Below are 26,433 nucleotides of genomic sequence, written 5' to 3'. Positions count from 1 at the left end.
AAATGAGTGATCTTTTAAGTAAAAAATGTGTGCCATGTGAAGGTGGGATATTACCATTTGATATAAGTGAAATCCATAAATATCAAAAAAAAGTTGATGGATGGGATGTAAAAAAAAATGATAAAGATATTTTTTTTTTAGAAAAAAATTTTATATTCAAAAATTTTATTAATAGTCAAAATTTTATAAACAAGGTTGGGGAAATTTCTGAAAGTGAAAACCACCATCCTGATATCTCTTTTGGATGGGGTTATGCAAAAATTATAATTACCACACACGCAATAGAAGGTCTCTCTGAGAATGATTTTATTTTAGCAGCTAAAATTGATCAAATTGCTAATGTCTAAAATGTCTAGTTTTAGAAAAAACTAATATCGTATTAGTTTGATTTGCAAATTTTATTATTTCCTTATCTCTAATAGAACCAGAAGGTTGTATAACAGCACAAACTCCAGCTTGAATTAATTTTTCTATTCCATCTACAAATGGAAAAAATGCATCTGAAGCTGCAACCACGTCTTCTCTAAAATTTTCAAATTTATGCATTTTATCAATTGCGATTTGGCAACTATCTAGTCTACTTGGTTGACCTGAACCAATACCTACTGTTGCCTCATTAGCAGCTAATACGATTGCATTTGATTTGACATATCTACAAACATTAAAAGCAAAGATTAAGTTTTTTAATTGTAATTTGGTGGGTTTTTTTTTTGAAACTATCCTAAAATCTTTAATATTAAATTTATTTATATCTTCAGACTGAGTTAAAATTGACTCATTTGCAGAATTAAATCTTACCAAATCTTTTATTTTAAAATTTGAAGAGTCTATTAGACGTAAATTTTTTTTATTTTTTAATATATTAAGAGCCTCTCTATCAAATCCATTAGCAATAATAACCTCTAAAAAAATATTTTTTAATTCTTTTGCTAAAGTTTTATTTAATTTATAGTTGCATGCAATTATTCCACCAAAAGCACTAATAGGGTCACAAGCCAGTGCTAATTTATAACTTTCTAGAGCGTTTTTATGAATAGATACACCACAAGGGTTAGCGTGTTTTATAATAACCGTTCCAGTATTGGAGGGCAGTGATTTTGAAATAGTTAAAGCAGAAAATATATCATTATAATTGTTATAGCTTAATTGCTTTCCATGAATTTGATCTAAATTTAAACTATCAGTTTTTGAATAAATAGCTGCTTGTTGATGTGGATTTTCCCCATATCTTAAATTCTCTACTAAATTTCCATAAATAATTTTTTTTTTAGGAAATTTATTATCTTTAATGTTGTTAAAATAATTTGAAATTACTGCATCGTAATAAGCTGTTTCAGAAAAAGCTTCTAAAGACATTTTTTCTCTAAATTCCAAAGATGTTGAACCTTTATTTAATTGCAGTTCATTAATAAGTTCAGAGTATTGATTTGAGGAGGTAATAACAGTTACATCCTTATAATTTTTTGCTGCAGCTCTCACCATAGTTGGCCCACCAACGTCAATATTTTCTATTATTTTTAAATGATTATTTGTCTGTTCTAAAGTTTTCTCAAATGGATAGAAATTAACTATAACAAGGTCGATTTCATGAAAATTATTATTTTTTAAATCATTTTTATGTTTTTTATTTTTTCTTTTACTTAATATCCCAGCATGTATTTTTGGATGCAGTGTTTTAACTCTTCCACCAAGTATTTCAGGAGATCCTGTGTATTCTGAGACCTCTAAGCATTTAAATTTTAGTTTCCTAATTTCTTTGTAAGTGCCACCTGAGCTTATGAATTCAACTTTATATTTAGTTAAAATTTTTAAAAGGTCTTTTAAATTACTTTTATCAGATACAGAAATTAATGCTTTTTTGATTTTATTCATTATAATTTAGTAATTTCCCATTTTATAGTTTGATTTTCATCATTAGTCATTCCTGAAATAAATATATTTTGATTATCAGAAAAAGAATTTTTCTTACCAAAATATAGTCCGTTATCAATATTGATAGTATTGTTTTCTGAGTTAAATTTCCATCCTTCACCATCAAGATCAATGAGTATTGACTTGTTATCCTGTGTTTTCATTACCTTAATATTTGGCTCTAAATGAAATCTAATTTCAAATTTTATATTTTTAATACCATTTTTTGAAATCATTTTATCATGACCCACAAATTTTATTTGTTCTGGATAAAATTCAACTTCTCTTTCATGAATAATACCATATCGCTTTAGGTAACCATCGTGTGAGGCATGAACTTTCCAATAATTTTTTTCAAAAATAATATTTTTTTTTAATATTTTTAAATCCTGCAAAAGTTTGGAACCCTTATTTTTAGTTTTAGTAAATTTACATGAAGATCTGTCATCTATAATTAATGTGCTATGGACTGCACTTGATTTAGATAAATCATTTAATTTATGTTTATAGTCTTGATAATATCCTGAGTTACAAATTAATTTTTTACCATTTGTTAATATCTCCAGAGATAAAGCACCTGCCTGATAATCAGATGAAAATTTCTTATCAGGACTATCTCCAATATCCATTATTAGAGAGTATTTCTTATTATTAAGAATTACATATCCTCCTATTTCTTTGTTTTGAGATTTAAAGTTATAATCAAACTTTTTCAAATAATGATCAAAATTGTCATTATTTGTTTCATGATTACCGTTGAATAATAAGTCCACATTATTATTTTTCCAAGTAAAGGCATATCCTTGTCCTAAATAATAAATATATTCATTGATATAATCTGGTATTTCATTTTGAGATTCTTTGAACCACTCTCGAATTAGAATAAAATATTTTAAATAAAAATTTAATTGTCTTATGTTTCTAGATTTTGGAAAGCCATCATTATCTAAAGAAAATTTAACAAATTTTTTGAGCAAATTAAGCCCTTTATCTAAGTATTTATCTTCATCTCGGTAACACAATCCGGCTAAAATTATAGCAGCACAACCTATCATTTTATCATCAACTTTTTCAGACCGTTCAATTTGATCAATTAAATAGTTAATTTGTTTTTTAATAACACCGTTGAAATTATCTTTATAGTGGCTAGCGCCATCTTCATAAGTTAATCTAGCATTTGAAATCCAAGCTATTATTCTTTTTGCTAATATATCTATTTCCCAGCTTTTATGATTATAACGATAATTCTTACTTATCCATTGTTGTATTATTTCTTGAGTATCTTTTTTTGAGGATCTTAAATCTAAACTAAACAACCAAAAAAAACTGTTTAAATTTTTGTAATCTTTATCTTTTAAATTTTTATCATTCCAGATGTTACCTAGTGAGTAATTTTCGATATTAATTTTTTTTTTTTCAAATTTAATAAGTGAATCTAAAAGATTAGGACTTGGTTGATATTCTAAAGAACTGATGATGGTGGGATTAATTTTTTTATTATAAATACTGGAATTTAAATAAAGGGAAAGAATTTTTTTTTTAAAAAAAATAAATGAGTTATTAAAAATCATTATTTAACTTGATTTTAGAAGCTCTATATTTTTTTTTATATTTCCATTGTTATTTTTAAATATAGTTGTGCCTGAGACCAAAATATTAGCACCAGCTTCAATAGCCAATTTATTATTATCAAAGTTAATTCCTCCATCTATTTCAATATCAAATTTCAAATTTTTTTGATCTTTTATTTTTTTTAACTCTTTAATTTTTTGTAATACTTCTGGCATAAATTTTTGACCACCAAATCCAGGATTGACGCTCATGATTAAGATTAAATCTATCTCTTCTAAAAAATTTGTTACTAAATTAATTTCAGTTTTAGGGTTTAGCGATACACCCACTTTTTTATTTAAACTTTTAATGTGTGCTATTGAACTTTTTAAATCTTCAGTTGCCTCAGGATGTATAGTTATAATATCTGCTCCAGCATCTGCATAATCTTGAATGTATTTATGTACTGGTGAAATCATTAAATGAACATCAAATGGCAGTTTTGTATATTTCCTTAAAGCTTTAATAATTGGAGGCCCCATAGTTAAATTAGGAACAAAATGACCATCCATCACATCTACATGGATCATATCAGCCCCACCTTCTTCTAGTCTTTTAATTTCATTTCCTAATTGACTAAAATCAGCTGATAAAATTGATGGTGATATTTGTATTTTTTTCATTGATTGCCAGCTCTACTAGTATCAATTTTTAAAATTTAATTGAATTAAATAATTGATAAATTTGTTTAGAAATTTCACTTTCTAGAGGAAATGATAACATTCCCATTACAGAATATCCTAAGACCCAGGGCATAAAGTAAAATCTAATCATAAAAAAGAACCATGCTACATATAATGGAACTAGAGGTCCTATGATGAAAGAAGGGGTTATTGGTTTAAAAATTTTTATTAGTGGATTGGTAGATTTGACAAAAATCTTCATAAAAAAGAATTCAGAATCTTCTTTTTGAAAAATATTCATCGCAACTCGTCCTATTAAAGTCCACATAATCATACCAAATAAGTAATCTATAAAATAAACTAATGGATGGAAATTTGCTGACATTTAATGATTTATATTAGAAATGAGATTGAATTAAAAGGGGCGAAATTAATCGCCCCTTAGAATTAAAGTTTATTAGTTCTACTTACCAGTAACAGTTCTACCGCTTGGTATACGAACTTCATCAACCATTTTTTGAATTGCTTTATCTGGTTCTTGAGTCATTAAACTCACTACAACCATTGAAACAAAACTAACACCTGCTCCGAAGATACCAAATGTTAATTGAGTAAGTCCTAAGAACCCACTTCCACCACTTCGCACCCAAACTAGGTACCAAATAGCAGAACCAAGACCTAAAACCATACCAGCAATAGCACCTTCTCTGTTGGCTCTCTTCCACCATACACCAAGTACAAGTGGGAAGAACAATCCAGACATCGCAAAGTCGAAAGCCCAGATAACTGAACCTAAGATACCTTGGATTTCCATTGCTGCAATAGTTGCTCCAGCAAAACCAATTACTACAAGTAATACCCTTGCAACAAGAAGTCTTTTTGCAGTCTCTGCTTTTGGATCAATCATTTTGTAATAAACGTCATGAGAGATCGCGTTCGCAATTGCTAGGATCAAACCATCAGCTGTTGACATGGCAGCAGCCATACCTCCAGCAGCAACCAGTCCTGAGATTACATATGGTAATCCAGCTATTTCTGGTGTTGCTAACACAACCGCTTTACCGCCCATGAAAAACTCGTTTAACTCAAGAGTTCCATTGCCGTTAAAGTCACTGATGAACATCAAGTTTGCTTGATTCCAGTTTTGGAACCAATCTATTGACTGAACTTCAGCAAATGATTTACCAATAATACCTGTTGGTAGTGTTGGATCGATCAACGATAGTTTAGATAGCGTTGCTAACATTGGCGCTGAAGAATACAGAAGGAAGATAAAGAATAATGACCAACCAACTGATTTTCTAGCTGCTTTTACACTTGGAGTAGTAAAGTATCTCATCATCACGTGTGGTAATGATGCTGTTCCCATCATCATCGCCAATGCTAATGAAATAAACGCCCAAGGTGTTGCATTTACTGCAGAGTGTGCTTTAGTTATTCCAGCTAACCCTTTAGGTACCGTTGCTAGATCAGCAGCAGAGTTTTTAACAAAACCAAACTGTTGTTCTAACTCACCAATTCTAGCTACTTCATCAGCTAACATAAAGTGAGGGAAGAAACCCGCACCCATTTTGTTACTGATCCAAAAAATTGGAAGTAAGTAAGCTATAATTAGCACGATATATTGTGCAACCTGTGTCCAAGTTACCGCTCTCATACCCCCTAACATTGAACAAAGTAAAATACTTATTAGTCCAATATATACAGCGTATTTAAAGTCGATATCTAGAGCAACAGATGCAATAGTACCAGTAGCGTTAATCTGAGCAGTCACATAAGTGAATGAAGCAACAGTTAAAACTATTACCGCACATAGTCTCGCTAAATTACCACCGTATCTTGTACCTACAAAATCTGGAACCGTGTAACAGCCAAATTTTCTTAAGTATGGTGCTAATAAAGTTGCAACTAATATGTAACCACCAGTCCAACCGACAAGTAGAGCCATATATCCATAGCCTTTGAAGTAAATACCACCTGCCATTGCAACGAATGAAGCACCAGACATCCAGTCTGCCGCCGTCGCCATTCCATTGAATACAGTGGGCACTTGTCTTCCAGCCACGTAATATGCGTCTGCTTGAGCTGTTCTTGATAGATAACCGATCAATGCATAGATGAATATTGTAAAGGCCACAAAAGCAACACCTATTGCTTTAGCAGTCATACCCATCTGCTCACCAATTGCCATTAAGATTATGAAACCTATAAAACCTCCCGTATAGATTCCGTAAACTTTTGGCAAATTGTCTATAAATTTACCTTTTATCATTATTGATCTCCTTTTTCGTTGAAGCCAAATTCTTCATCGATTTTCTCTTGCCTATTAGCAAACCAGAAACATAAAATTACAAAAATTCCAAGAGATCCTTGACATGTAAACCAGTATGTCCATGGATAACCGAAAGGTCCTGTAACCTCATTCATTTCAGCTGCAAAAAGGAAGATGCCGATAGAGAAAACAAACCAAATAGCCAATGTTACGAATAACAATGTCCTAGTTTTTTCCCAGTGTTTTGTTGCGTTTGACATTTATACCTCTCTGTTTTTAGTTATAACTAACCGAAAACATACCCATTCTGATGGTTTTTAAAAGGCTAAAATTTTTCAAATTAAGTCCTTATTTGCTTAATTTTTAGGCTATGATGGCGCATATTTGAACTTTTATGCAAAAATATAAACTTTCCTGGAGAGATATATCACTCAATGATTTTAAAGTTTACTTGTTTGCGATGTTTAAGGCTTTTATCCCAAAGAAAAAAATTAAGAATTTAAATGACCTTGAACACTTTATTCAAACAAAATCTGCCTGGGTAACGCAAGTTACTTTATATAATTATTTAAAAACTAGAATGGGCACAAGGTACGTTCTTCATTTTGACAATGATGTATTCATGGCATCTCTTGATATTGCCAGATGGAATATTTATTCTGTTGCTTTACAGGATCTGACATTATTTACTTTCTCATATTTAAAAGTTAATTTTAATTATCAAAACATCAACCAGTCTAAAGAAATTTTTTTTAAAATTTTAGATAGTGAATCTTCTAATAAGATGCCAGTTGATATTATTGAGGGAGCAAAAAAAACTTTTAATGAGCGACATCAAAATATAAACTGGGAAACTTATTATAAAGATCTGCCATTTAATCCTAGCGCATTATCATTATATAAATGGGCCCCAATAGCTGAAGAATTAAAAACTTTAGATAGAAAAATTGTATTAAACTCTATGATTTTAAAATGGGATAATGTTGAAAAAGAGTTTAAAGAGTTAATAAATTTTTAAATATTTTTTCTATTATCAACTAAACTTTGTACAACACTTGGATCAGCTAAAGTTGTCGTATCTCCTAATTGGTCATGCTCATTAGCAGCAATTTTTCTTAAAATTCTTCTCATAATTTTTCCTGATCTCGTTTTAGGTAGCCCAGGTGAGAAATGAATGATGTCTGGTGTTGCAAGAGCACCTATTTGCTTACGAACCCAAAGTTTTAAATCTCTCTCTAGATCAAGGTCAGCTACCTCATCAACATTTAAAGTAACATAGCAGTAAAGTCCGTTACCCTTGATATCATGAGGATAACCAACTACTGCAGCTTCAGCAACTTTTGGATGGGCAACAAATGCACTTTCTATTTCGGCAGTTCCAAGGTTATGACCAGAGACAATAATTACATCATCAACACGTCCTGTTATCCAATAGTAACCGTCTTCATCTCTTCTAGCACCATCCCCTGTAAAGTATTTACCATCAAACTGAGAAAAATAAGTATCAATAAATCTTTGATGATCACCATACACTGTCCTCATTTGTCCAGGCCAAGATTGGGAAATACACAGCCTTCCTTCGCCAGCTCCCTTAATTTCATTTCCTTCTTTATCAACAATTGCTGGCTTAATACCATAAAATGGTTTTGTGGCCGAACCTGGTTTTAAATTTATAGCTCCTGTTTGAGGACTAATTAATATTCCACCCGTCTCAGTTTGCCACCAAGTATCAACTATAGGACAATTTGAATTTCCTACAGCTTTGTAATACCACATCCATGCCTCTGGATTTATTGGCTCACCTACCGTACCTAGTAATTTTAAGGATTTTCTTGAAGTTTTTTTCAAAGGACCATCACCTTCACGCATCAAAGCTCTAATAGCTGTTGGAGCAGTATAAAAAATATTTACTTTGTACTTGTCAATAATTTCCCACCATCTAGAACTGTCAGGATATGTTGGAATTCCTTCAAACATTATAGTTGTGGCTCCATTAGCCAGTGGACCATAAATTATATAACTATGACCCGTAACCCACCCAATATCAGCAGTGCACCAATAGATATCTTTAGGTTTATAATTAAAAATATATTGATGAGTCATTGAGGCATAAACCATATATCCACCAGTTGTATGAAGAACTCCTTTAGGTTTGCCAGTTGAACCAGAGGTATAAAGAATGAACAATGGATCTTCAGCATTCATCTCCTCAGGTTCACAGTGATTGGGAACACCTTCAATTAGATCATGGTACCAAATATCTCTATCATTATCCCAGCTAATTTGACCTCCCGTTCTCTTGACTACAATACATTTTTTAACATTAGCACAGCTTCTTAAAGCCTCATCTGTAATTTGTTTTAATGGAATAGTTTTTCCACCTCTAACTCCTTCATCAGCTGTTATGATATATTCTGACTCACAATCATTAACTCTTCCAGAAATAGAGTCTGCTGAAAATCCTCCAAAAATAATAGAATGAACTGCACCAATTCTAGCACAAGCAAGCATTGTGATTGCTAACTCAGGTATCATTGTTAAATAAATTGTAACTCGGTCGCCTTTTTTAATTCCCAATCTTCTCAAACCATTTGCAGTTTTTGATACTTCTCTGTGCAATTGATTGTATGAAATTTTTTTTGTATCTTTTGGATTATCTCCAACCCAGATAATTGCAGTTTTATCTTTTTTATTTTTTAGATGACGATCTATACAATTAGCAGAAGCATTTAATGTTCCATCTTCATACCATTTAATTCTAACTTCTTTCTTACTATATTTAACATTTTTAATTTTTTTGTACGGCTTAATCCAAGTTATTCTTTTTCCCTCATTTTTCCAAAATTCATTATTATTTTTAATTGAGTCATAATATTTTTTTTGATACTTAGTCTTATTAATTAAAGCACTTTTAACCCATTCTGGTCTAGTTTTAAAAACTAACTCTTTTTCTTTTTGTATTTTTACTTTTTTTTTTAAAACTTTTTTTTTAATCTTGGATTTTACAGAGCTCTTTTTTTTAGCTTTTGTTTTTTTTTTAAGCTTAGGCTTTATAGAGCTTTTTTTCTTAGCTTTAGATTTTGTTTTTTTTTTAAGCTTAGGCTTTATAGAGCTTTTTTTCTTAGCTTTAGATTTTGTTTTTTTTCGTTTTGGCATGATTTTATTTTTAAATACTACCCATCTTATATAAAACTTTCCAGCTTTTAGAGTTAATTGGCATAACGGAAAGTCTGCTTTGTCTAATCAGCGATAAATGGCTTAGTTCTTTGTTTTTTTTAATATCTTCAAGAGTTACGCTTTTCTCTAATTTTTCCTTAAACTTAACTTGGACAGCTACAAATCGACTTTTTTTATCTGTTTTATCTAAGAAAGCTTCTTTGATAACCTCAACAATGCCAACGATTTCTTTGCCAATATTTGAATGATAAAAAAAACATAAATCTCCTTTTTTCATTCCCTTTAAATTTTTTGCTGCTTGATAATTTCTAACTCCATCCCAAGGAGCCCCTTTTGCGCCAGCTTTTTTTTGCTGATCAATTGACCAAACATCAGGTTCTGATTTTAATAACCAATATTGCATCTAATTGTTTCTCCAGTGTTTACTTACTTTTTTAAACATAGAACTTTCATTTCTACTTATGTGATACCAATAGATTTAAACGTTTGTAATGTTTTCTATGAATATAAGGCATTAATATTGAAATCCAATTGTTCCAAACGTTAACTTTTTTTTTAAAATACCAATCTATATTATTATGGTCTAAGCCAAAGCCGTAATATGAATAACCATTAGTAATAAGCTTGTGTAAAATTTTTTGCTTTTGTTTAACATTTAAGTGCAAGTATTCTATTGAAATATTCTGTATATTATATTTTTTCAAATTTAGGTTCATAATTACATTAAAATCACCACCCTCTATATCAACTGAAAAAAAATCAATTATTTTTTTTTTAAAATTTTTTTCCATAAAATTTTTAATACTTTCAGTTTTTATTAATTTACTTTCAATTTTTGAATCAGGGAAATAATGTTTTACATGTTTGATGTTTTGAGAAAATAGCTGGTAATGTGGAGCATCTTTTTTACAATAGTAAAATCTAATTTTATTTTTATTTATTTTTTTTGACACAATAGCAAAATTATAAATTTTTACTGACTTATAATTTTTCCAGCATTTTTTTAATTTTTTAATATTTATAGGATTTGCCTCTACAACAAAAACATTTTTATTTTTTGTTTTATGATTTTTTACTAATTCAGTAAATCCATCTCTATAGTTTGCTGCTGGATCTAGGTCGCCAGCACCAGCTCCAATATGTACAAAATTCATAAATTCATTTTCCTATTTATTAAGTCTTCTTTGCAAGACATTATAATTTTATTCCAGCACCTTTTAAAAAAATAGCATCTGCATCTAATGGCCACCTAGGTTTTGCAGGACTATTCAAATCACTAAATTGTTTTAATTTAAATTTTTCTAATCCAACCATTGCAATCATTGCCGCATTATCACCACACAAGTCAATGGGTGGAAAAATTGCCTCAAAACCCTCTTCCACACAAAGGTTGGTTAGAATTTCTCTAATTTTTTTATTTGCCGCAACACCCCCTGCAACTACAAATTTATTTTTATTATTTGGGTTCATTTTTTTAAATTCTCCAAAAGCAATCTTACTTTTTTTATAAAGTATTTCCTCAATTGTTTTTTGAAAAGATGCTGCAAGATCATATTTTTCTTGGTCAGTTTTTATTTTTTTTGAAATTTTTAAAACAGCAGTTTTTAAACCTGCAAATGATAAATTACATCCTCCTTTATAAAAAATTGGTTTAGGTAACTCATATTTATCGGGATCACCTTTTTTGGCATACACTTCTATTTGTGGCCCACCTGGAAATTCTATACCTAATAATTTTGCTGTTTTATCAAAAGCTTCACCAACAGCATCATCAATAGTTGTTCCTAATCTTTTATAATTTCCTAATCCTTGCACACTTAAAAATTGAGTATGACCACCTGAAATTAAAAGTAACAAGTATGGATAGTTTAATTCAGAATTTAATTTTGGACTTAATGCATGTCCTTCTAAATGATTAACAGCTATAAACGGTTTATTGAGTGATGAAGCTACAGCTTTGCCAAAACTTAAACCCACTGATAGGCAAACTATAAGACCAGGCCCTGCAGTTGCTGCTATTGCATCTAGGTGTTCCATTTTTAGTCCACTTTCATCTAGTGCCTTTTTTGTAATTAAGTCTATTTTTTCTATATGAGATCTTGCAGCAAGTTCAGGGACAACACCGCCAAATTCTTTATGAACATCTACCTGGCTTGAGACAATACTTGATAAAATTGTTGGCATACCTTGCTCATTTTCTGTTACAATAGAAGCAGCAGTTTCATCACAGCTCGATTCAATTCCTAAAATTATAGGTTTTTTAATCATTAAATTAGTTTTTATTAATAATACATTCTCAATATAAGTATGAAGTATAAAGCAAATAAATGAAAAATAGAAAAATTATTATAGGTTCAAGAGGAAGTAAATTAGCACTGATCTATGCTGAAAAAGCTAGAGAAATTATTCTTAAACATGCAAAAGATTTTGGAATTGAGGATGTGGATATTAAAGAAATTGCAACTAAAGGCGATCAAGTTCAAGATAAACGATTGTCAGAAGTTGGTGGTAAAGGTTTATTTTCAAAATCAATAGAAATAGAATTATTGAATAAAAAAATTGATATAGCTGTACATGCTTTAAAAGATATGCCTTCAGAAGAAACTGAGGGGCTGTTAACTAATTGTTTTTTAAAAAGAAATGATCCACGAGAGATTTTGATTAGTAAAAATAATAAAAATTTAAAAGATCTAAAATTAAACTCTGTTATTGGAACTTCATCATTTAGAAGAGAATTTCAAATTAAAAAAATAAGAAGTGATTTTAAGTGTAAATTAATTAGAGGAAACATAGACACTAGATTAAGAAAGCTCGATGAAAATTTATATGATGCAATTATCTTATCCTATGCTGGAATTAACTCACTAGGTTTAAATAAAAGCATAACTCAAACTTTTTCAACTTCAGAAATTATTCCTTGTGCAGGACAAGGAGTTATAGCTTTACAATGTCGAGACAACGACAATGAATTGATTAAATTGTTAGACTTAGTGAATCATAAAAAAACATACGACTGTATAAAAGCAGAAAGAAGTGTTTTAAAGATTTTAGAAGGTGATTGTGAAACAGCTGTAGGTGCTTTTGCAAATATTGAAGGAGAAAAAATCACTTTAGAGGTAGAGCTTTTTTCCTTAGATGGAAAAAATAGATTTTATTTAAAATCCTCTAAAGGAATAGAGGAGGCTGAGAAATTAGGTATAGAGATAGGTAGTGCTCTTAAAAAACAGTCAAATAATTCTTATAAAAAATAATATGCATATTTTATTTACAAGACCATTGGAAGATTGTCATGAAATGATGATAAGATTTAAATCATTAGGGAATGAAATATCTCATTTACCATTAATTAGTATTCAAGGTATTAAGTACAAATCTGTTGATTATTCAAAATTTAAGGGAATTATTTTTACAAGCTCTAACGCTATCAAATTTTTGGATATTAAAAGTATTAATAAAAAGTTAAAATGTTTTTGTGTAGGAAGCGCCACTGAAAAAAAAGCAAGAGATGCTGGTTTTCAAAATGTATTTGCTGCAGAGGGAAATGTAAATAATCTCAAAGAATTGATTTTGCAAAATTTTAATCCCTCGGATGGAAAATTGATTTATGTTAGTGGAGAAGTTGTCTCTAGTGATTTAGATCAAGAATTAATTTTAGACGGCTATAGCATAGATAGAATAATTAACTACAGAGCTAATGAGATAAAGAAATATGACGAAAATTTTATCGAAAAATTAAAGCTAAATATGCCAGACATTACTTATATATACTCAAAAAATAGTGCGATTAATTTTTTAAAGGTAATTAAAAATTATCAGCTAGAAACGTTGTGGATGAATACTAATTTGATGTGTGTGGGTGAGAAAACCTCCGCAGCACTTAATGAAATAAAATGGAAAAAAATTTTTCTTTTTAACCCTGGAGAAGAAGAATTTTTGCTATATAAAATTTGATTATGGACATATTTAATAATTTCAGTGAATTATTTTTTTCAGTTTGGTCAAGAGGAATTTATGGAATTGATATTTTTCAAATTTTAATTGGAATTGGAATATTTTTTATATTTTTAGTTTTTAGAGGTTTAATTAGTAAACTTATTATAAAAAAATTAGAAATAATTTCTAAAAGAACTACAAATAAACTAGATGATACATTTGTTCATGCAATGGTGGGGCCTGCAAGATTTTTACCAATTGTTCTAGGTTTTTTTATTGCAAGTTATTACATGTCTTTTGGAGAAGAGGGTAAGTTAGCCATAGATACAATAAATAGAACACTGATTACTATTTTTATTTTTTGGTTGATCCATCAGGTTGTTGAACCCATTTCTTATATTTTAAGTGGTTTAGACAAGATGCTAACTAAAGAGTTGATTGGTTGGATTATTAAATCGTTAAAAATCTTAATTTTTATATTAGGTTTAGCTGCTGTCCTTGAACTTTGGGGAATAAAAATTGGACCAATTATTGCTGGACTTGGTTTATTTGGTGTTGCGGTTGCTTTGGGTGCCCAAGATTTATTTAAAAATTTAATATCTGGGATTTTAGTTTTAGTTGAAAAAAGATTTAAGATTGGTGATTGGATTTTAGTTGAAGGAACAATCGAAGGTATTGTTGAAAAAATTGGCTTTAGATCTACGGTGATTAGAAAGTTTGATAAATCTTTAGCAATAATTCCAAATTTTCAATTTGCAGAAAATTCAGTAGTTAATATTAGCGAGACTACTAATTGGAGAATAAGATGGTCGATTACTCTTCAGTACGACACAACTGTTGAACAATTAAAAAAAATTAGAGAAGAAATTGAAAACTATATAAATAAAAGTGATGATTTTAATCAAAGTGTAGGTGTTGCTGTAAGAATTGAAAAATTTTCAGATAGCTCAATAGATCTACTTGTTAGATGTTTTACAGCCAGTAATAGTTGGACTGACTCACTTTTAGTTAAAGAGAGATTAGCAATTGCAATAAAGGAAATAGTAGAAGGTAATAAAGCTTCTTTTGCTTTCCCAAGTCAGTCAATTTATATCGAGAAAAAATGATAGCAATTTTTTATTTGTTTCTTCAAATATTAAAACTCTATTCTTATGTGGTAATTGCAAATGTAGTTACCAGCTGGCTTGTTGCATTTAATGTTTTAAATACTCAAAATAGATTTGTTTATTCTATTTTAGAGGTGACTTATCGATTAACAAGTCCTGCACTTAATAAAATAAGAAGTTTTTTACCTAATTTAGGATCAATAGATATTTCACCAGTTATATTACTTTTATTGATTTGGTTTATAGAAATGTGTATGAAGCTGTACATTGCACCAATGATTTTTTAAGAAAATACATGATTTTAATAGATGGAAAAAAAATAGCAGCTGAACTTAGAGAAGAACTAAGACAAGAGGTTATAGAGTTAAAAGCTAAACACAATAAAGTTCCAGGACTTACAGTTATTTTAATTGGCGATATGGCTCCTAGTCAGATTTATGTTCGTAATAAAGAAAAATCAGCGAATGAAGTAGGGTTAAAATCAGAAGTGATTAGATATCCAGAGGCTGTTGAAGAAAAAACAGTATTAGATAAAATTGAAGAACTTAATAAAGATGAGAGAGTTTCAGGAATTTTAGTTCAATTACCATTACCAAAACATATTGATAAGCAAAAAGTTATTGAAACTATTTTGCCAAGTAAAGATGTTGATGGGTTTCATCCAATGAATGTTGGCAATCTTTCTTCAGGCTATGAAAGCTCAGTTCCTTGCACTCCTTTAGGGTGTTATCTAATGATTAAAAAAATTGAACCAAACTTGAGTGGAAAAAAAGCAGTTATGATTGGCAGATCAAATCTAAACGGTAAGCCAATGGCACAGTTACTTTTAAAAGAAAATTGCACAGTAACAATTACTCATTCAAAAACTAAAGATTTAAAAGCAGAATGCTTAGAAGCAGATATTATCGTTGCAGCTGTTGGTATTCCTGAACTTGTAAAAGCTGACTGGGTTAAAAAAGATGCAATCGTAATAGATGTTGGGATCAATAAAACTGAAAACGGCATAGTTGGAGATGTTGCATTTGACGAAGTGTCAAAAGTTGCAAGTGCTTTAACGCCTGTTCCAGGAGGAGTAGGACCAATGACTATTGCCTGTCTGTTAAAAAATACAATTGAGTGCTTCAAAAGATCCCAAAGATAAGTGTTAAAAAAGATTTTCAGAAAACTTCATATACTTCACAGTATTTATATTAAGCATAAGTTTTTTATTAAAAAAAAATCTTATTCAATGGATAATGAGGATACTGTTATTTTAAAATATTTCAAAGATAGAAAAAATGGTTTTTATGTTGATGTTGGTTGTTATCATCCTATACATAGAAATAATACATATCTCTTACACAAACAAAATTGGCATGGAATCAATATAGACACAAGTCAATTTTCTATTGATCTTTTTAATTATATGAGACCAAAGGATTTGAATTATAATTGTGCAATTTCTAATAAGAACGAATTTATAAAGTTGTTTTACCAGAAAGAGCTTAGTCAATTAAGTACAACAGAAAAAAAACAAGCTGAAATTGTTTTTCAAGGCAATATTAAAGAAAAAGAAATAGAAGCTTTTACCTTAGATGAAATATTAAATAGAGATAAATATAAAAATTCCAAAATTGATTTTTTAGACATCGATGTTGAAGGGGCCGACCTCAAGGTTTTAGAGGGTCTTTCTTTTGATAAGTTTAAACCCGAGTTAGTTTGTGTTGAAATTCGTGCAAAAGAAATAAAAAAAAGTGATATCTATAATTTTTTAACTGATAAAAATTATGAATTATTATGGTCAGGTGTTTTTAGTCATATTTTTAAAAGATTGTACAATTAAGAAAAGATAGATGAAAAAATTTTTAACTTTTATAATTATGATTTTTATTTATAACTCATCATCATTTGCTATGGATAAAAAACCTTACCATCATTTACCAGATGGAACTTTTAGAAACCCAGAAGGATCGCCCGTTAGAACTAGTAAAGCCAAGTTTTCTTACACACAATTTATTAAATTGAAAAAGAAAATAGACATGACCGTTCCTAAAGAACACGTTGTTGATAAAGAAAAAGTTTTATCTGATTTAGAAAAGCATAAAAATGAAGATTATATTGCTTGGATTGGTCATGCTACTTACTTAATTAAACTTGGAGATACAACGATTATAACTGATCCTGTATTTTCAAAAAATGCAGGTCCTTTAATTTTTGGTCCAGATAGATTTACTGAGCCTGCTTTAAATTTAAATGAAATTCCAAAGACTGATTTATTATTATTAACACATAATCATTATGATCATCAAGATATGGGAACTATTAAAAAATACCCATTTAAAGATACAAAAGTTTTGGCACCACTAAATCTTGGAAAATACTTTACAAAAAATAAATTTAAAGATGTAAATGAAATGGATTGGTATGAAGAAATTAAAGTTAATGAGGATTTAAAAGTAACATTGCTCCCAGCTGTTCATTGGTCTAAAAGAAGTCTAACGGATAGGAATAAAACACTCTGGGGTAATTTTTTAATTGAATATAAGGGTAAAAAAATCTTATTTGCTTGTGATACTGGCTATGGAAATATTTACAAAGAATTAGGTGAAAAATATGGTCCAATTGATTTAACAATGATTAATATTGGAGCTTATGACTTTAAGCCGATGTTTGATAAATCAATTTATCACACAACGCCAGAAGAAGCCTTAAATGTAGCAAAAGATTTAAGAAGTAAAAAGGTTATGGGAACTCATTGGGGTACATTTGTTTTATCTTTGGAACCAATTATGGAACCACCAATGAGATTTAAGGCTAGTGCAGAAAAATATGGGTTTAAAAAAGAGGATGCAATTATATTTAAAATTGGAGAGATAGCATCATTTAAAAGTATAATTTCCGAATAGAAATATTGATAAGTGCTTAAAATAGTTTTTATTCAAAACTTAGCCAACAACACCTTTAAATATTTTTTCTAAATTAGGAATTATATCTTTGTTTTCATAAGGTTTTATTGTCTCAAATAAAAATTATTTAATTAATTCCTTTTAATTTTTGATAATCTTTAAGGATGAAAAGACCAAAATATCCGTACAGAATTGCAATCATTATGCTTCTTCTAACGGCTGTGCCAATTGGTGCTACTCAACTAGGATGGTATTTGTATGGAAAACAGGTTGGCTTTGATTATGGAATGATAGCAGGCACTTTTGCTGTTATATTAGCTGGATATTTAATGTATGAAAAAGACTGGAGAAATGAAGATGAGGATGAGGATTAAATAATGGATAAATTAATATTTTTTATATTAGCAGTACCAATATTAATCTTTGTTTTTTATCTTGGTGGTTCAGCAATCATGACAGGCTTCAAGGCTAAGGTTGACAATGCGCCAAGTCAAGACAATGAAACTCAATCTGATAACTTTAATAATGTTTTAGAAAGTAATTCAAATTTAAGTAGTGAAATTACAAAGTTAAATGAACTTTTAAAATCAGGAATTTTAACACAAGAAGAATTTGATAAAGCAAAAAAAAAACTGTTAGATAATTAGCCTACAATTTTATTCAGAACATTCTCTAAATCAGTAATGGATTTTTTATTTTCATACAAGTTTGTCTCTGCTTTAAGTTTTAGTTGATTTTTAATTTCAATGAGATTCTTGTCGTTTGCAATTTCAACTGCTGTATCAACATAATTATCAATATTTTTTACAATTGGATTAAATTTCATGTCTGAAATTTTCATTTGATTATAGGCTCCGAGTACAAGTCTAGACTTTGTGTGATTTGTGGGCATAGTTATTGTGGGAGTTCCATAAAACATTGACTCGTAAAAACTATTACCAGCACCAAAATATAATGGGTCTAGCAAGACAGACGCTCTACCACAATGATTAATATATTGTTCCCAATTCATAATTTCTAAAAAATTAATTTTTTCAAGATTTATTTTTGAATTTTTTTTTAGTCTATTGATGAAAATATTGCTGAGAGCCTTGTTTGAATCCTTGATAAAATAAAATATTGAATTTTTATCTTTCTTTTGAATTTTTTCTATTATTTGGTCAAAATCTGGGTGTAATTTGAATAATGTTTGCGGACATGAATATAAATTTAATTCATTTAATTTTTCTTCATTAAGTATATTTTTAATTTTTGGTTTGTAGTAGTACATAGGCAAACTTTCTGAACAAATTATTTGCTCTGAAAAATTTTTATGTGAATTTTCAGACTCTATAAATTTTGAAGAAATGAAATAATCAATAGAGTCGTTTCCAGTAGTTTCAGGGTGTCCCCAAGAAGTTATTTGATATTTCGCAAGGCGAATATATGAGAGAAAATATAGTTGAATAGATAAGCCAATTTCTGGATAAAAAAGTATATCTAATTTTTGATCAAGTATTGAGATTTGTTTCTGTTTAAAATCTTTCGGTAAAAAAATATTTTTAATAACACCTTTTTTTTCGGCATCTACCAAATCATTTAATATTGATCCTTTTTTAGTTTGCTCAGAATGAAAAACCAATACTTCAAATTTTTCTTTATTAATTTTTAAGATAATACCTTTAAATAGTTTTCCAATAGTGTGGTCAGTTAAATATTCAGAGATAAAGCCTATTTTAATTTTACTCGATGAAGTATTTTTGTGAAGGTAAACTTTGTTAAGCTCAGGATATATTCTTCTAAACAAAGATATACATTTCTTGTTTATTTCTAAGTTATCGAACTGATCATATGATAAACCGAATTGAGGAGGTTTTATAAGATGGTCATTAATATTAAAATTGTAGTTTTTATTGTTATTTAAAATTTCTTCAATAAATTTATTAATATTGGATCTAAATTTTATAATTTCATTAGAGTTATTTTTAATCATTGGTATCAGCAGTTCTTTTTTGATTTTCCAATGGTCATTTAATAAATTATTATTTATACCAATACCGATAAATTCTTTTGCCTCTTCAATTTTATCTTGTTCCTCAAGGACTAAAATTAGCATATTTAAAGCATTAGGTTCTTTTAAATTTATTTTAATTATTTTTTTTAGAATATTCTCTGTTTCAAAGAAATTTTCTTGATTGAAATAAGTTAAAGATATGTTTCTTAATAGAGATAGGTTTTCAGGATAAAATTCTAAAATTTGAAACCACAGCTCTCTTGCTTTTTCATATTTTAGAGACTCAAAATTTTTTTGAGCCTCGTTAAAAATTTTTTTAGCTTTTATTTCATCCATTTAGCTTTTTTCCATTAACCACAAACTATTATTTGCTAAAAAATAAATTTTTCCATTTACGGGATGTACCTGAATATCTCTTATTCTTCCAATATTATTTCTAAATATAAGATCTTCCTTCACATTCGTTAGATCATTAAATATTAATTTTCTTAAAGATTTATCTTTTAAAGAAGTGACTAGAGCATGACCATTCCATTCTTTAAACTCATCCCCTTTATAAATTGTGATAGCACTAGTAGCTATTGATGGTACCCAATATTGAATTGCTTTAGTAAAACCTGGTTTCCATTTAGGGCCAATAGGTATTCCAGAATAATTTTTTCCACCCCAGCCCAAAATTTTCCATCCATAATTTTCTCCTTTTTTAGCCTCTCCAAACCAATCACCACCTCTTGCTCCATGATTACTTAAATATATTTTTCCATCATAATCGGAGAGTGTTAACCCTTGTGGATTACGAACACCTATCTGATAAATTTCAGGCAACCAATCTGGTTCACCAGTAAATTTTGGGTTGTCTTTAGGAATACGACCATCAGTATGAATTCTAATAATACTACCAGGATGCTTTGTGGGATCTTGAGCAATCATACCTTGACCTCTTTCACCAGCTGATGCATAAATATAATCATCTTTAATCGCTAATCTTGAACCAAAATGATAACCTGAATCTATAGGAGGGTTTGCTTGAAAAATATTTTTAAAATTTAATTCTTGTTTGTTTAATTGTGCTTTTGCAATTGATGTACTTGTTTTCGAACTTCCTCTATCTTCTGAATAAGAAATCCATAAAGTATTATCTTGGTAAATAATATCTAATAATCCACCTTGGCCAGCTTCTAAAAAATTAAGATTATGCTTAACTTCTGTAACTTCTTTTGAAATGAAATTAACAATTTTAATTTTACCTTTTTTTTCGGTAATAATGATTTCTTCATTATTAATAAATGAAGATCCCCAAGGTTCATCTAGCTCTATAATTTTAGTGAATTTATAATTATTAGAATAGCCTTTTGAAGTAAATAAAAGAAAAAAAATTACTAATAAAAAATATTTTTTCACTTTAAGAAAGCTTTGATCTACCACCATCAACAGCTACTATCTGTCCAGTAATCCAAGAACTCTCTTCAGTAATTAAAAATTTAGCAAGCGCTGCAGAATCTTTTCCTTCACCCAATCTTTTCAGAGGATGTGCTTTAGCAATTCCTTCTGCAATTGTAAGATTTTTTAACATTGGTTCTGCGATTTTAGATTTCGATAAGCTAGGTGCAATACAATTTACTCTAATATTTGGAGCAAACTCAGCAGCCAGTGTAACAGTTAATCCCTCAACAGCAGCTTTAGCAGAAGCAATAATTGTATGATTAGTAAAACCTCTTTGAGCAGCAACGGTTGAAAATAAAACAACAGAGCCTTTATTTTTTTTTAAACTTTCTTGAAATCCTTTTATAACTTCAATGGCTGTATAAAGGTTTAGTTTCATACATTTATTCATATCAGCCTCTGTAACCATTCTTAATGGTTTTAAATCAATAGAGCCCACACAGTAAGCGACCCCTTTAATATCATTAATATCTGATTTTACTTTTTCTATAAACCCATCTTCTAAAACGTCAGCAACTGTATAAGAGCAACCCAATTTTTCTGCGATTGCTTTAACTTCACTTTCATTTCTTGCAACAAGATGTATATCGTTACTTGAATTTTTTAATTGTTCAGCTAAGCTAGAGCCCACAGAACCTGTCGCACCAAAAATAAGATATTTTTCTGACATATAATTTTTAATTAGTTATATTTAATTATGAAATTGTTTTTTATACTTGGCAATCAATTATTTCCATTAAAATACATAGACCGCTTCAAAAAGGACCACTCTTTTTACATGGCAGAAGACTATGAGCTATGTACTTATGAAAAGCATCATAAACAAAAGATACTGCTATTTCTATCTTCTATGAGGTCTTATGCGGATACGCTTAAAGCGAATAAATACAAAGTCGAATATTCTAAAATTGAAGACAAAGGGTTTAAAGACACTTACTTTAAAAAATTAAAAATTATCATTCATCAAAAAAAAATTACTGAAATTTCAAGTTTTGAGGTTGAGGATAAATTTTTTGAAAAGAAAATTTCTCAATTTTTAAAAAAAGAAAAAATAAATTGGAATATTATTCAAACTCCAATGTTTTTAACCTCAAGAGATGAGTTTAAAAATTATTTAGCAAAATCAAAAAAACCTTTTATGGCAACATTTTACAAAGAGGTTCGTAAAAAATCTGGAATATTAATGGGTGCAGATGGAAACCCTATTGGGGGCAAATGGAGTTTTGATGAGGATAACAGAAATAAATTACCAAAAGATGTGTTAATACCAAAATTTCCAAAAATTAATGAAACTAATCACACTAAAAAATTAAAACCAATTATTGAAAAAATATTTAAAGATCATCCCGGTAGCACAAATGATTTTTGGCTTGCAACTGAATATGCTGATGTTGTTAAGCTTTTAGAATTTTTTATTAAAGAAAAATCAAATTTATTTGGTGACTATGAAGATGCTGTTAATCAAAAAGACAATATTTTATTTCATAGTGCATTAAGTCCGTACATTAATTTAGGATTGATAACTCCTGAGATTATCATTCAAAAAATTTTAGAATTTCATAAAAAACATAAAATTAGAATGAACTCGCTTGAAGGTTATATTCGTCAGATAATAGGATGGAGAGAGTTCATGCGTGGAATTTATCAAGGTTACTCTGATGAAATGGAAACAAAAAATTTTTTTAAACATGAAAGAAAAATGAAAAAGTCTTGGTATGAAGGCACAACTGGTTTACCTCCATTGGATCATGCAATTAAAAATGCTGTTAATCATGGCTGGTCTCATCATATTGAAAGATTGATGATTTTATCAAATATAATGAATCTTTGTGAGGTTAAACCAACAATTGTTTATAAATGGTTTATGGAAATGTTTGTCGATTCATCTGACTGGGTGATGGTTCCCAATGTTTATGGAATGGGTTTATTTAGTGACGGAGGTATTTTTGCAACAAAACCATATATCTGTGGATCAAGTTATTTTATGAAAATGATGGATTTTAAGAAAGGGGATTGGTGCAATACGATGGATGGTTTGTACTGGAGATTTATAGATAGAAATAGAAAATTTTTTTTAAAAAACCCCAGATTATCAATGATGGTTTATGTGTTTGATAAAATGAAAAATGATAGAAAAAAAATGATTTTATCTGAAGCAGACAAATTCATAAAACAAAATACAATTTAGTGAAAAAAAAACATCTACCATCAAAAATTTGTCCTGTTTGTAAAAGACCTTTTATTTGGCGCAAGAAATGGAAATTAAACTGGGATAAGGTAAAGTATTGTTCTAAGAAGTGTTCGAAGTGATTTACTTATCTTTATTTGCTATATCTTTTTTAGCTGCAACCATTTTACCATTTTCATCTGAACTCACATTGGCAGGGTTAATTGCAACATCGAATTATGATAATTTATTATTGTTAATCGTTGCAAGCTTTGGAAATGTTTTAGGATCTGTTGTTAACTGGGTTTTAGGATTTTATTCAAGAAACCTTACTACAAAAAAGTGGTTTCCATTTAAAGAAAAGCAAATAGAAAGATCATCAGTATGGTTCAGAAAGTTTGGTAAGTGGACATTATTATTTGCTTGGGTTCCTGTTGTAGGTGATCCGCTAACTTTAGTTGCAGGATTACTACGAGTTAAATTTTTAGATTTTATTATTTTAGTGGCAATTGGAAAGGTAAGTAGATACCTTCTAGTCTTCTATTTGATCGGTTAAGGAATGAACATAATTGTCTTACAGCACATAAAGATTGAAGACCCAGGCTATATCAAAGATTTAATGTTAGCTGATGGTTTTAACTTAACCACCATAGAGCTGGATGAAGGTGAAAAAATTCCAAGTGATCTAAGAAAATTTGATGGAATGTTTTGTATGGGTGGTCCAATGGATACTTTTATGGAACAAGAATACCCATGGCTAATTGAAGAAAAAAAAGCAATTAAAGAATTTGTTGTTAATTTAAAAAAACCTTATTTAGGTTTTTGTCTTGGGTGTCAATTATTAGGCGAGGTAATAGGTGGCAAGGTAGTTAAATCAAATCCAGCAGAAATTGGAATAATGGATATAAATTTTACTAAAGAAAAAAATGAAGACATCTTATTTTCAAAATTTCCAGAGCAAATTAAAAGTTTGCAGTGGCATTCTTATGAAGTGCAAGGAATAGAAAATAATAAGGATGTAACTTTACTAGCATCATCTTCTGTCACCAAATATCAAATTTTTAAATACCAAAATCATGCATATGCAATTCAATTTCATATTGAAATTAAAGAAACCACAGTAAATGAATGGGGATGCGTACCCGAATATAAAAAAGCCCTAGAAGACCAATTAGGAGATGGAGCATTAGAAAAATTTGATAAAGCTGCCAAAAATAATATGACTGATATGAATAATTATTCTAAGATTCTTTATAAGAATTTTAAAAAAATATTATGAATAAATTAAAACTAGGTCCTAAGGTAAAATTTAAAAAAGCAAAGTTACCATTAAAAAAAAAATTAGTTGGAAATTATACAATTCTTGAACCTTTAAATGTTAGCAAACATTCAAAAGACTTATATTCAGAATATTCAAAAGATAAAAAGAATATAATTTGGACGTATTTGCCTTATGGGCCATTCAAAACTTATTCAAATTTTAGAAATTGGATGAAAGCATTTTGTTTAAACAAGGATCCTTTTTTTATTCAATTTATTCCAAAAGACACAAAAAATATTGTGGAATGGCGAGCTATCTAAGAATTGAACCAGATCATGGTTCAATTGAAGTTGGGCACATTAATTATTCTCCACTTCTTCAAAATTCAGTTGAAGGAACTGAAACGATGTATTTGATGATGAAAAATGCATTTGAAGTTTTGAGGAACAGAAGATATGAGTGGAAATGTAATAATTTAAATTCATCCTCAAAAAAAGCAGCTTTAAGATTGGGTTTTAGATTTGAAGGTGTGTTTAGACAAATGTTTATTTTTAAGGGCAGAAGCAGAGATTCAGCCTGGTTCTCTATTTTAGATAAAGAATGGCCTAAAAATAAAAAAAGATTTTTGAATTATTTAAAAAAGATAAATTTTAATAAAAATTTTAAACAAATAAAAAAATTATAAAATGAATAATAAATTTTTTGAATGGGCGGGGGTTGTTACAGCAATTCTTTATTCTTTATTTGTAGCCTTAAATATTGGAATAGAGTTTTTAGGATTTTGTTTGTTACTGTTGTCAGCTATTTTAATTGGTATCTGGGCATACAGAGGAGGTCATAAGGGAATACTCGTATTACAATTTTTTTATGCCACAGCTGGTATAATTGGAATGATACGTTGGTTTTAATTAAAATTAGCAATAATTTTTGGAATATAATTTTTAAAATTAAAAAACCCCTTATTACAATATTGCCAAGAAAATTGATCTAACTTTCTATATAAAAATTTAAAATTTCTTAATTGATTATTTTGAATAAAATCCAAGTTTTCACCAACGGTTGGATAAAGAGCATAAACTTCTTCAGTAATATTTTTTAAATCATTAATATTAATAGTTTCACAATTAATTGATTTTTCTTCTAATCTTATTTTTTGATCCTCTAAAAGATTAGCTTTAAATTTCAACACTTTTTCACTTAATTTGATAGTTCTATTTGTATTATTTAGGACCAAAAAAATTTTTTTAAATTTATCTTCTTTAAAATCAGAAAATTCAAATGCCATATTATTTTCAAATATTAATAAAGTTTTATCTTCAAAAATCTCAGAATTTTTAAAGCTCTTATTGATAACTGAATACATTTTATCACCAGATATAGGCTTAGCATTTTCATTAAGTTTTATGTTTTTAAACCTATTATTTGTAAATTTATTTATGTTCCATTCATTTGCTAAATAATTTTTACCCTGCGTTTGAATGCCAGCAACCCATCTCCAACCAAGGGTATTTGATGCAGCATCTCCATCGTACAAATGATTCATAAAAAATTCGGCTCCTAATTGCCAAGGAAGTTCTAAAGTGAAAACCCAAATACTTGCAAACCACATTCTTGCATGATTGTGCAAATAGTTATTTTCTTTCAATTCATTTACCCATTCATTGAAACATTCTATGTTTGTACTACCCTCAATAGCATTTTTATAATCAGCGTTATCTATAAATTCTTCACGTATCTTTTTTAATTCATTTAAGTAATCTGTCCAAACATTAGGTCTTAATTCTAACCAACCTTTCCAATAAACACGCCAAAGAACTTCCTGAATAAATTTTTCATTTTTTGCAAATGAAAACTTTTTAAGAGATTTATTAATTACTTCTAATTCATTTATTACCCCGTGTGTTATATAGGGGGATAAAGAAGAAATATTAGATCTATTACTAGGTCCAAAATCAAAATTTCTTAGTTTTGAATAATCTGTAAGATTTTGTTCAATAAAATTATTTAATTGATCAACGGCTTTAGCCCTTGAAGCTTCAAAAATCATTTTA

32 protein-coding genes are annotated in these 26,433 nt (G+C 29.0%); 18 read left to right on the top strand and 14 right to left on the bottom strand.

Annotated features, from left to right (window positions below):
• The first annotated feature begins 2 nt into the window (after positions 1 to 2).
• The gene (locus AC5SL8_RS06320; RefSeq protein ID WP_271516403.1) at positions 3 to 347 is read left to right on the top strand and encodes a 4a-hydroxytetrahydrobiopterin dehydratase; all 345 of its coding nucleotides are present in this window, start codon (positions 3 to 5) and stop codon (positions 345 to 347) included.
• Here the strand turns inward: AC5SL8_RS06320 and purH are convergent.
• The 6 genes from purH to AC5SL8_RS06290 all read right to left on the bottom strand — a co-directional run bounded on the left by purH (position 337) and on the right by AC5SL8_RS06290 (position 6,677).
• Positions 337 to 1,872, bottom strand: a complete 1,536-nt coding sequence (gene purH, locus AC5SL8_RS06315; RefSeq protein WP_494579767.1) for a bifunctional phosphoribosylaminoimidazolecarboxamide formyltransferase/IMP cyclohydrolase — start codon at positions 1,870 to 1,872, stop codon at positions 337 to 339. The genes AC5SL8_RS06320 and purH overlap by 11 nt on opposite strands.
• Complete coding sequence (locus tag AC5SL8_RS06310) at positions 1,872 to 3,482, bottom strand: heparinase II/III domain-containing protein (protein WP_494579766.1); 1,611 nt, start codon at positions 3,480 to 3,482, stop codon at positions 1,872 to 1,874. The genes purH and AC5SL8_RS06310 overlap by 1 nt, the downstream gene beginning before the upstream one ends.
• A gap of 3 nt (positions 3,483 to 3,485) precedes the next feature.
• On the bottom strand, positions 3,486 to 4,145 hold the full coding sequence (rpe, locus tag AC5SL8_RS06305; protein ID WP_494579764.1) for a ribulose-phosphate 3-epimerase: 660 nt from the start codon (positions 4,143 to 4,145) through the stop codon (positions 3,486 to 3,488).
• Between the two features lie 28 nt (positions 4,146 to 4,173).
• The gene (locus AC5SL8_RS06300) at positions 4,174 to 4,530 is read right to left on the bottom strand and encodes a hypothetical protein (RefSeq protein WP_271516410.1); all 357 of its coding nucleotides are present in this window, start codon (positions 4,528 to 4,530) and stop codon (positions 4,174 to 4,176) included.
• Positions 4,531 to 4,608: 78 nt separating this feature from the next.
• Complete coding sequence (locus AC5SL8_RS06295; RefSeq protein ID WP_494579762.1) at positions 4,609 to 6,417, bottom strand: sodium:solute symporter family protein; 1,809 nt, start codon at positions 6,415 to 6,417, stop codon at positions 4,609 to 4,611.
• Positions 6,417 to 6,677: a DUF4212 domain-containing protein gene (locus tag AC5SL8_RS06290; RefSeq protein ID WP_494573093.1), complete on the bottom strand. Its 261-nt coding sequence runs from the start codon at positions 6,675 to 6,677 to the stop codon at positions 6,417 to 6,419. The genes AC5SL8_RS06295 and AC5SL8_RS06290 overlap by 1 nt, the downstream gene beginning before the upstream one ends.
• Before the next feature lie 134 nt (positions 6,678 to 6,811).
• Between AC5SL8_RS06290 and AC5SL8_RS06285 the strand changes: the two genes are divergently transcribed.
• Entirely contained in the window at positions 6,812 to 7,435 is a 624-nt protein-coding gene (locus tag AC5SL8_RS06285) for an esterase (protein ID WP_494573092.1), read from the top strand.
• On the opposite strand, the gene acs is transcribed toward AC5SL8_RS06285, so the two are convergent.
• From acs to tsaD, 4 genes are read right to left on the bottom strand one after another with little or no spacing between them, the layout of a single operon-like run.
• Complete coding sequence (gene acs / locus AC5SL8_RS06280; RefSeq protein WP_494579760.1) at positions 7,432 to 9,573, bottom strand: acetate--CoA ligase; 2,142 nt, start codon at positions 9,571 to 9,573, stop codon at positions 7,432 to 7,434. The two genes, AC5SL8_RS06285 and acs, sit on opposite strands and share 4 nt — an antisense overlap.
• A 10-nt stretch (positions 9,574 to 9,583) precedes the next feature.
• The gene (locus AC5SL8_RS06275) at positions 9,584 to 9,997 is read right to left on the bottom strand and encodes an EVE domain-containing protein (RefSeq protein ID WP_494579758.1); all 414 of its coding nucleotides are present in this window, start codon (positions 9,995 to 9,997) and stop codon (positions 9,584 to 9,586) included.
• 52 nt (positions 9,998 to 10,049) lie between these two features.
• A complete protein-coding gene (locus AC5SL8_RS06270) occupies positions 10,050 to 10,748 on the bottom strand; it encodes an FkbM family methyltransferase (RefSeq protein WP_494579756.1) in 699 nt (232 codons plus the stop codon).
• Between the two features lie 40 nt (positions 10,749 to 10,788).
• The gene (gene tsaD, locus AC5SL8_RS06265) at positions 10,789 to 11,862 is read right to left on the bottom strand and encodes a tRNA (adenosine(37)-N6)-threonylcarbamoyltransferase complex transferase subunit TsaD (RefSeq protein WP_494579754.1); all 1,074 of its coding nucleotides are present in this window, start codon (positions 11,860 to 11,862) and stop codon (positions 10,789 to 10,791) included.
• A 59-nt stretch (positions 11,863 to 11,921) separates the two neighbouring features.
• Here tsaD and hemC point away from each other — a divergent pair, with 59 nt between their 5' ends.
• The 9 genes from hemC to AC5SL8_RS06220 all read left to right on the top strand — a co-directional run bounded on the left by hemC (position 11,922) and on the right by AC5SL8_RS06220 (position 18,165).
• Entirely contained in the window at positions 11,922 to 12,845 is a 924-nt protein-coding gene (gene hemC, locus AC5SL8_RS06260; protein WP_494579753.1) for a hydroxymethylbilane synthase, read from the top strand.
• Position 12,846: 1 nt separating this feature from the next.
• Positions 12,847 to 13,545 (top strand): uroporphyrinogen-III synthase, encoded by a 699-nt coding sequence (locus AC5SL8_RS06255; RefSeq protein WP_494579751.1) that lies wholly within the window; start codon positions 12,847 to 12,849, stop codon positions 13,543 to 13,545.
• A 2-nt stretch (positions 13,546 to 13,547) separates the two neighbouring features.
• Positions 13,548 to 14,633: a mechanosensitive ion channel family protein gene (locus AC5SL8_RS06250; RefSeq protein ID WP_494579749.1), complete on the top strand. Its 1,086-nt coding sequence runs from the start codon at positions 13,548 to 13,550 to the stop codon at positions 14,631 to 14,633.
• Positions 14,630 to 14,920, top strand: coding sequence for a YggT family protein (locus AC5SL8_RS06245; RefSeq protein ID WP_494579747.1), 291 nt, complete (start codon positions 14,630 to 14,632; stop codon positions 14,918 to 14,920). The genes AC5SL8_RS06250 and AC5SL8_RS06245 overlap by 4 nt, the downstream gene beginning before the upstream one ends.
• Before the next feature lie 8 nt (positions 14,921 to 14,928).
• Positions 14,929 to 15,774, top strand: a complete 846-nt coding sequence (locus AC5SL8_RS06240; RefSeq protein ID WP_494579745.1) for a bifunctional 5,10-methylenetetrahydrofolate dehydrogenase/5,10-methenyltetrahydrofolate cyclohydrolase — start codon at positions 14,929 to 14,931, stop codon at positions 15,772 to 15,774.
• Between the two features lie 87 nt (positions 15,775 to 15,861).
• On the top strand, positions 15,862 to 16,455 hold the full coding sequence (locus tag AC5SL8_RS06235; protein WP_494579743.1) for an FkbM family methyltransferase: 594 nt from the start codon (positions 15,862 to 15,864) through the stop codon (positions 16,453 to 16,455).
• A 10-nt stretch (positions 16,456 to 16,465) separates the two neighbouring features.
• Positions 16,466 to 17,518 (top strand): MBL fold metallo-hydrolase, encoded by a 1,053-nt coding sequence (locus AC5SL8_RS06230; RefSeq protein ID WP_494579741.1) that lies wholly within the window; start codon positions 16,466 to 16,468, stop codon positions 17,516 to 17,518.
• A gap of 164 nt (positions 17,519 to 17,682) precedes the next feature.
• Positions 17,683 to 17,892 (top strand): hypothetical protein, encoded by a 210-nt coding sequence (locus tag AC5SL8_RS06225; RefSeq protein ID WP_494579739.1) that lies wholly within the window; start codon positions 17,683 to 17,685, stop codon positions 17,890 to 17,892.
• Between the two features lie 3 nt (positions 17,893 to 17,895).
• Positions 17,896 to 18,165, top strand: coding sequence for an SHOCT domain-containing protein (locus AC5SL8_RS06220; protein ID WP_494579737.1), 270 nt, complete (start codon positions 17,896 to 17,898; stop codon positions 18,163 to 18,165).
• On the opposite strand, the gene AC5SL8_RS06215 is transcribed toward AC5SL8_RS06220, so the two are convergent.
• From AC5SL8_RS06215 to AC5SL8_RS06205, 3 genes are read right to left on the bottom strand one after another with little or no spacing between them, the layout of a single operon-like run.
• Positions 18,162 to 19,847, bottom strand: coding sequence for an O-linked N-acetylglucosamine transferase family protein (locus AC5SL8_RS06215; protein ID WP_494579735.1), 1,686 nt, complete (start codon positions 19,845 to 19,847; stop codon positions 18,162 to 18,164). The two genes, AC5SL8_RS06220 and AC5SL8_RS06215, sit on opposite strands and share 4 nt — an antisense overlap.
• Complete coding sequence (locus AC5SL8_RS06210; RefSeq protein ID WP_494579733.1) at positions 19,848 to 20,939, bottom strand: PQQ-dependent sugar dehydrogenase; 1,092 nt, start codon at positions 20,937 to 20,939, stop codon at positions 19,848 to 19,850.
• Positions 20,914 to 21,624 (bottom strand): SDR family NAD(P)-dependent oxidoreductase, encoded by a 711-nt coding sequence (locus AC5SL8_RS06205; RefSeq protein WP_494579731.1) that lies wholly within the window; start codon positions 21,622 to 21,624, stop codon positions 20,914 to 20,916. The genes AC5SL8_RS06210 and AC5SL8_RS06205 overlap by 26 nt, the downstream gene beginning before the upstream one ends.
• Before the next feature lie 27 nt (positions 21,625 to 21,651).
• Between AC5SL8_RS06205 and AC5SL8_RS06200 the strand changes: the two genes are divergently transcribed.
• Genes AC5SL8_RS06200 through AC5SL8_RS06170 form a run of 7 tightly spaced genes read left to right on the top strand, consistent with a single transcriptional unit; the run spans position 21,652 to position 25,290 of the window.
• The gene (locus AC5SL8_RS06200) at positions 21,652 to 23,142 is read left to right on the top strand and encodes a cryptochrome/photolyase family protein (RefSeq protein ID WP_494579729.1); all 1,491 of its coding nucleotides are present in this window, start codon (positions 21,652 to 21,654) and stop codon (positions 23,140 to 23,142) included.
• On the top strand, positions 23,142 to 23,264 hold the full coding sequence (locus AC5SL8_RS06195; RefSeq protein ID WP_494579727.1) for a DUF2256 domain-containing protein: 123 nt from the start codon (positions 23,142 to 23,144) through the stop codon (positions 23,262 to 23,264). The genes AC5SL8_RS06200 and AC5SL8_RS06195 overlap by 1 nt, the downstream gene beginning before the upstream one ends.
• A complete protein-coding gene (locus AC5SL8_RS06190; protein ID WP_494580805.1) occupies positions 23,261 to 23,677 on the top strand; it encodes a YqaA family protein in 417 nt (138 codons plus the stop codon). Before AC5SL8_RS06195 ends, AC5SL8_RS06190 begins: the two co-directional genes overlap by 4 nt.
• Before the next feature lie 3 nt (positions 23,678 to 23,680).
• The gene (locus AC5SL8_RS06185; RefSeq protein WP_494579725.1) at positions 23,681 to 24,400 is read left to right on the top strand and encodes a type 1 glutamine amidotransferase; all 720 of its coding nucleotides are present in this window, start codon (positions 23,681 to 23,683) and stop codon (positions 24,398 to 24,400) included.
• Positions 24,397 to 24,702 carry a hypothetical protein gene (locus AC5SL8_RS06180; protein WP_494579724.1) on the top strand — a complete coding sequence of 102 codons (306 nt, stop codon included), beginning with the start codon at positions 24,397 to 24,399 and terminating at the stop codon, positions 24,700 to 24,702. Before AC5SL8_RS06185 ends, AC5SL8_RS06180 begins: the two co-directional genes overlap by 4 nt.
• Complete coding sequence (locus AC5SL8_RS06175; protein ID WP_494579722.1) at positions 24,687 to 25,067, top strand: GNAT family N-acetyltransferase; 381 nt, start codon at positions 24,687 to 24,689, stop codon at positions 25,065 to 25,067. Before AC5SL8_RS06180 ends, AC5SL8_RS06175 begins: the two co-directional genes overlap by 16 nt.
• Before the next feature lies 1 nt (position 25,068).
• Positions 25,069 to 25,290 (top strand): hypothetical protein, encoded by a 222-nt coding sequence (locus tag AC5SL8_RS06170; protein ID WP_271516447.1) that lies wholly within the window; start codon positions 25,069 to 25,071, stop codon positions 25,288 to 25,290.
• Here AC5SL8_RS06170 and AC5SL8_RS06165 read toward each other — a convergent pair.
• Complete coding sequence (locus AC5SL8_RS06165; protein WP_494579720.1) at positions 25,287 to 26,429, bottom strand: FAD-binding domain-containing protein; 1,143 nt, start codon at positions 26,427 to 26,429, stop codon at positions 25,287 to 25,289. The two genes, AC5SL8_RS06170 and AC5SL8_RS06165, sit on opposite strands and share 4 nt — an antisense overlap.
• Positions 26,430 to 26,433: the final 4 nt, after the last annotated feature.

This window comes from Candidatus Pelagibacter sp. PS_41 (assembly GCF_059417725.1).
Note: the sequence above shows the minus strand (reverse complement) of the source record. Positions and strands in the feature narration are given on the sequence as shown.